The 5931-nt window shown below is 50.2% G+C and carries 3 protein-coding genes; 1 reads left to right on the top strand and 2 read right to left on the bottom strand.

Features of this window, described 5'->3' with window-relative positions:
- Window positions 1–289 precede the first annotated feature (289 nt).
- Complete coding sequence (locus tag NNN64_RS22255) at window positions 290–2890, top strand: autotransporter outer membrane beta-barrel domain-containing protein (RefSeq protein WP_271442804.1); 2601 nt, start codon at window positions 290–292, stop codon at window positions 2888–2890.
- Window positions 2891–3055: 165 nt separating this feature from the next.
- On the opposite strand, the gene NNN64_RS22250 is transcribed toward NNN64_RS22255, so the two are convergent.
- Both NNN64_RS22250 and NNN64_RS22245 read right to left on the bottom strand, forming a co-directional pair.
- Complete coding sequence (locus tag NNN64_RS22250; RefSeq protein WP_271442805.1) at window positions 3056–5776, bottom strand: autotransporter outer membrane beta-barrel domain-containing protein; 2721 nt, start codon at window positions 5774–5776, stop codon at window positions 3056–3058.
- Window positions 5745–5931: hypothetical protein (locus tag NNN64_RS22245; RefSeq protein WP_271442806.1), on the bottom strand; the 187-nt coding region annotated here is incomplete at its 5' end. The genes NNN64_RS22245 and NNN64_RS22250, both read right to left, overlap by 32 nt.

Raw genomic sequence — 5931 nt, 5'->3', positions numbered from 1 at the left:
GATCAAAAGAGTTATTTCTAATGCATTTTATAGTTACAGATAGTTTTGATTTATTTGCATGATGAATAATTTCTTTACTGTTCAAAAAACAGCCACATCAATTTACATCATCAATGTATATGGCTGAGAATTAAATTTAATTTGTTTGTTTTATGATGAACATCAATTAATTAAGGGTTAATACAATGTTTCAAATCGCATCGTTAAGACTATTCTCAATTCATACCCACTACGAGACTATCTCCTTTATCAATTTATTCATCAGAATAATTATCCTGGAGAGCTTCAAATGCGCCATAAGTCTCGTCGTACCTTGCTATCACAATGTATCATTTTATCCCTGACCTCTATTTCTGGTTATGCGTTAGCTGATTCGTCAATGGCCAGCAGTGGTAGTGATCCTGTGGTTAGTGGTTTGACTCAATATTCAACATCGGGTTATCACTATAACAGCGATACCACTGATGCAGTCATGACCGGAGGGAAAAGTAAGACTAATATTTACCTGACTGATAACTCCAGAAATAGCAACGGCCATCGGGGTGACAATGATACTCAATCATTGACAGTCAATGGTACGAATATGGACGGCTATTACATTCAGGCATATGATGGTGGAACAGCAAATATTACTCTAGAAAATGGTACGACTGCCGATATGATTGAGGCAGGTGGCCACGACGTCAGTACAAACGTTAATATTACCGTTGATAACTCAACATTAGCGGGTGAAAACAACGCCGACGATGCTAATTATATTAAGAACGATAAAAGCTACATGGGTGGCGCATCCATTTTCGCTGACTCTGGTTCAACTGAAGGCTCAAACGATATCGCGGTAGAAAACGGTAGCCAGCTGGGTGGTGCCATTTATAGCGTAACCGGGGGGAACAATACTATTGATGTCTCTGGTGGCAGTACCGTAAACGGTGCAATTTATGCGTTCAATAATACTACTTCTGGTCGCAACAACATTACGGTAGATGGCAGTACTGTTACTGTTGATGCAAACAATAGTACATTGCAGGGCTACTTCGAAGGTACTGCAGAGAATAACTATGCCGACAGCGTTTATGCAGGCAATAAAGACGCAGCAGAGATTAATGCGTCCCTTCAAGGACAGACCATTGCAATGGGTGTTTATGGGACACAGGCCTCCAATATTGCTCTAAATAATAGTACCGTAACCGGTTCTATTGCTGTTATTGGTGATAATTACTCCACAGCCTCCACAGCCCAGATCTCTCTGGATGGTAGCATCCTGAATGGCAGTATCAATTCCGCAGATGAAAACAGCACTACCGTTCAATTGAACGCTTCCACTGTAAACGGCAACATCACTACCGGCGCGGGTGATGATACGGTGACATTAACCAACAAATCGATAGTGACGGGTGATGTTGACGGTGGCGCAGGTACCGATACTCTTTCTATGGATGCTGACAGTTCTATTAACGGGACAATTAGCAATTTCGAAACCATCAATACTACAGACAACAACAATATCGATATTACTAGCACCGATAGCACCACCTGGAATATTCAGAATGGTTCTACATTACAGTCAGACACCACGGGCAGCAATGTACAGGTCAATATGACTTCTGACAGCCATGTTGATTTTGGTGAAGTTGACGGCACCAATGACAGCCTGACGGTGACCAGTATTGCTCCGTCCAGCGCAAGCCAGCAAGATGAGACGATTGCGACCTTCACGACCACCTCTGGTAACGCTGATAATCCTGACAGTGCCGTTGAAGCCCAGTTCAGCAATGGTAAACAGCAGGTCGAAAGCCGTAGCGGTGCGTACAACTACGACAACTCTCTGACTATTGAGCAAGCAGCACAGCTGAAGAGCGCCCGTCTTACCGCGCCTGCCGGAACGGCCTATAACGTCCAGCTCGACAGCTCTCGTGGGGAACTGGCCAGCGACGTACAGGGCGCGATTGCCGGTCTGGATGCTGCTAAACAAGCGGGCCGCATGGTGACCGACGACCTGGCTAACCGTCTGGATCAGGTACACCTGCAAAGCCTGTACGGCCACGTTGCAGACGGCGCGCAGATCTGGGGCGACTTCCTGTACCAGAATGGCGATTACAGCGATGACGTCGACTACAAAGACATCACCCAGGGCGTACAGGGCGGTGTTGACTGGACGTCTCGAATGGCAAACGGTGACAGCTTGACCGGAGGTATCGCGCTGGCCTGGACCCGCAGTCGCGACCAGAATAACAACGGCAGCTCAAACAGCTTTAACAATACCGTGTACGGCAACTACTACAGCGTGTACGGCGGCTGGCAGCAGGCGTTGCACGACAACCTGTGGAGCATGTTCGTTGATGGTAGCTTCAGCTACGGCGATATGCGCTACAACATGTCTGCCAGCAACGTCAAAGATAACACCAGCGGCATGACCGAAGCGCTGAGCGGCTCTTCTGACGGCAACCTGTACACCACTCAGGTTCGTACTGGTGTGAACGTACTGCTACCGGGCGATACCGTCCTTCAGCCATATGCTACCCTGGGCTGGGATAAGGCCGATGAAAACAGCTTCTCCGATCAGGAAGTCACCTTCGGCGACAACCAGGTTTCCGAATGGAATACCAGCGTCGGTATGCGCGTTACGACAAAACTGGCCGACCTCAACAAAAACGTCGAGCTGTACCCATGGGTGGATGCCCGTTACCAGACTGAGTTCAGCGATAATACCGATATTACTGCAGCGGATTATCACAACAGCGACGGTAACAACATGTCGATGGGGATCTTCGGTGCTGGTATCAACACCACCATCGGTAAAGATTTCTCACTCAACACCGGAGTGTACTTCGGTACGGGTGATGTAGATAACGATGCCAGCGTTCAGGCCGGTATCAGTTACCACTTCTAATCTATCCAGGAGTTTATTGCTCCTTTCGGCGGATAAACGAGTAAGCGTGACTTACACGTTCACCTTGTGCCGGATGGCGCTTGCGCTTATCCGGCCTACAATTCGCGCAAAAAATAAAGCCGCCGATCGGTTAATCAGCGGCTTTTTCTTTTATCAGCAATGACGTCAGAAGTTATATTTCACACCCAGCATACCGCGGGTATCGCTGTAGCCTTTGTCACCAACCTGTTGGGCCACGTTGCTCCACACGTTGAGGCGCGGGGTGATTTGGCCTTCAACACCCACTTTCAGCTCACCAATGTTCCTGGTACCGCGCATATCGCTGCTCACATCGTCCATTTTCACACTGGTCGTCTGCGTATTATGGATCCAATTGGCTTCCACGAACGGCTGGAACTCACGAGATTTACCGTCATCGATGGCGTTATGGCCGTTGATATAGGCCTTCACACCCAGACGGGTCATCAGGTTACCATTAGTATTGTCCTTCACGCGGGTACCGTTCGCTTCGCGGTGATTGTCGGCCTGCACGTCCATCCACACCACCTGCGCTTTTGGTTGCAGCCAGTAGCTATTGCGCTCACTTTCGCCCAGCTTGAAGCTATAACCGGCCTCGACCGAAGCGGTTATCCCGCTGGATTTATATTTCTCCGTCGCCTGCTCCTGGCCCATCACTTTGTTATCAAACCAGTTGTACAGCGCCCAGGTATCCACATAGGTACCTGACTTGTCTGCCTCATTGGCATACCAGGTGCCGTACAGTCCCACACTGTAGCCAGTAACCTGACCACGCGAATAGTAGCCGGTCAGGCTGGACTTCGTACGGCTCTGGCTGTTGGCATAACCGGCCATCGCGCCAATGTGCCAGCGATCAAGACCATCACTACTCCACTGTGCCAGGTCACCCCCCAACTGCATCACATAGCTGTTACTTTGGGTTTTTAACTGCCCGCTACTCTCTTTGAAACGGGTATGGGCACCAACGTTACGCAGCCACAAACTGGTGACTTTTTTCTCGCCCGTCAGCATGTCGGTGTACTGTGTTTCGCCCAGGCGATCGTGCAGTCGGGTCATAAACAGCGTGTTAGCGGCATAGTTGTTCGCCAGATAGCTACCCGCTTCCGGGCGGTACTGCTGCTCTGTAACAGGAGGTGCAACAGGTTCTTCCGGTTCAGGAATAATCGGGTCCACAGGATCGACCGGGTCTGGGTCAACAGGATCAGGGTCATGCGGATCGACGGGGTCCGGGTCTTCCGGCTCCGGCGGAGCAGGAATAAAACTGGTCAGATACCAGTTGTTACCCTTCTGCACCACGTTATAGTCGTATGCGCCAGCAACAATACGGCCCGCCTTCTCAAAGGTAGCGTCAGAATTGCCCGCAACGTCGATTATCTCAATACCTTCAACGGTTTGCGCCCCGGCCCCACCAATGTTGTTTACTGCCACAAAAGCATTGCCTGTGGTGTTGCCAAGCACCTTCAACTTATCGGTTTCAGAGGTATCGTCATTCAAAACTGTGTTGAAAACCAGCTTACCGCCGTTCCCGGTGAAATCTTCATTAATAGTAAGCGTCTGCCACGGCCCACCGTCAGCATGGCCAAAGTTCACGACTGCTCCACCGTTCAGCGTCAGGTCAGTAAGCGTTGAGCTGTTGGTCATGTTCCAGGTTGCATCGCTCATTTTAAGCGAAATCACGCCCGTCCCGGCAGTAGCGCTGGTGATGTATGACGCCCCACTCCACAACGAGTTATCGGTCATGTTGAGCTTAATGGTACTGTTTTGCTGTGGCAGGCTGCTGGTTGCGGCAGTCGCGCCGGCGGCGTGAATATCGCCGTCGATAAGAAAACGTCCGCCAGCAGAACCATCCACAATGCCACCCGTTTCGGTGCTGATGGCATAGCTTTCGTTGCTGTTGTCGCCCGCCATGGTAATGGCGGCACCGCCTGCGAGGTTTATCGCGCCGCGTGAAGCTGCATACAGGCCGCGCGGGGCTTTGCTGTATGACGCGGCTTTCGCCGAATTGTTGACGTTGATTGTTGCATTTTCGCCGAGATTCACGGTCGCGTTGGTGGAATAGACCGCGTGTGCACTAACGCCGTTGACCGTAATCGTCGCGTTATTGCCCAGTTCCGTTTTCGACGATGAGGCGGCATAAATCCCAGTGGAGGAAGCACCCGACGTCTCGATGGTGGCGTCATTGCCAAGCAGGATCGAGGAACCGCTCTGCCCGGTGCGAAGACCTTCTGAACTGTCACCTGTCGTCACAATGTGTGCCCGGTCGCCAACCACAATGGTATTTTTGGCCTCCGTTACGTCTTTCATCGCGTTTGCTGTGATACCACGTCCCTGGGAACCGGTGGTTTGAATATACAGATCGTCGCCGACGTAAATGCTGGCCGAGCCTTTCCACCCCTGACTATAGGAGTTGTAACCGGCGTTAATACCGTCACCATCCTGACCGTCGACATAAATGCTGGTACGATCCCCGGTGATGATAAAGACCGGGTTATCCGGCGTATTGGCCCCGTGTGTGCGGATACCGTCAACTTCTTTACCATTATTGGCGGCATTCTTCGACTGCGTGCGAATCGTCAGGTCGTCACCGAAAATAACGCCCGGACTACCCGTTGTACTGTTCTGAATAACGGTAATAGAGTGCTCAAAAGCTTCAGCGCCGGGTCCATTAATCGTTAATCCATTGCCATAAACGGGAATAGTGCCCGCACTCCATTGGTAAACATAATTCGGCATAGCGCTGGTTTTTGCGAAATTCGCATTTGCCTGAGCTGGGATTATAGCCTGCAATTCCGGGGGTAGACTGCTCACCAGCCCGCTAGAAGGAAGACTATCAACGTCAACCCAGGCGGCATGGGTTGAAAATATCATTGAGGCCAACGCGGCTGATACCGATATGGCAATACGTGAGTAATTCCTGGGGTTTAGCATAATAGCCTCCTGCTTTTGGGCGTAGAGCGTCCGTCACATCGCCATGATGTGAAAATAATAAAATGAAAATAGATTTATAAAATATTAGAAAGAAT

The organism is Citrobacter sp. Igbk 14, from assembly GCF_028069825.1.
In the GTDB taxonomy this organism is placed as follows: Bacteria; Pseudomonadota; Gammaproteobacteria; order Enterobacterales; family Enterobacteriaceae; genus Citrobacter.
This window is presented reverse-complemented; position numbering and strand designations above follow the sequence as displayed.

What these genes read in the sequence shown, in the direction of transcription:
- NNN64_RS22255 (WP_271442804.1), top strand. Translation starts at nt 290, where the DNA reads ATGCGCCATAAGTCTCGTCGTACCTTGCTATCACAATGTATCATTTTA.
- NNN64_RS22250 (WP_271442805.1), bottom strand. Translation starts at nt 5,776, where the DNA reads ATGATATTTTCAACCCATGCCGCCTGGGTTGACGTTGATAGTCTTCCT.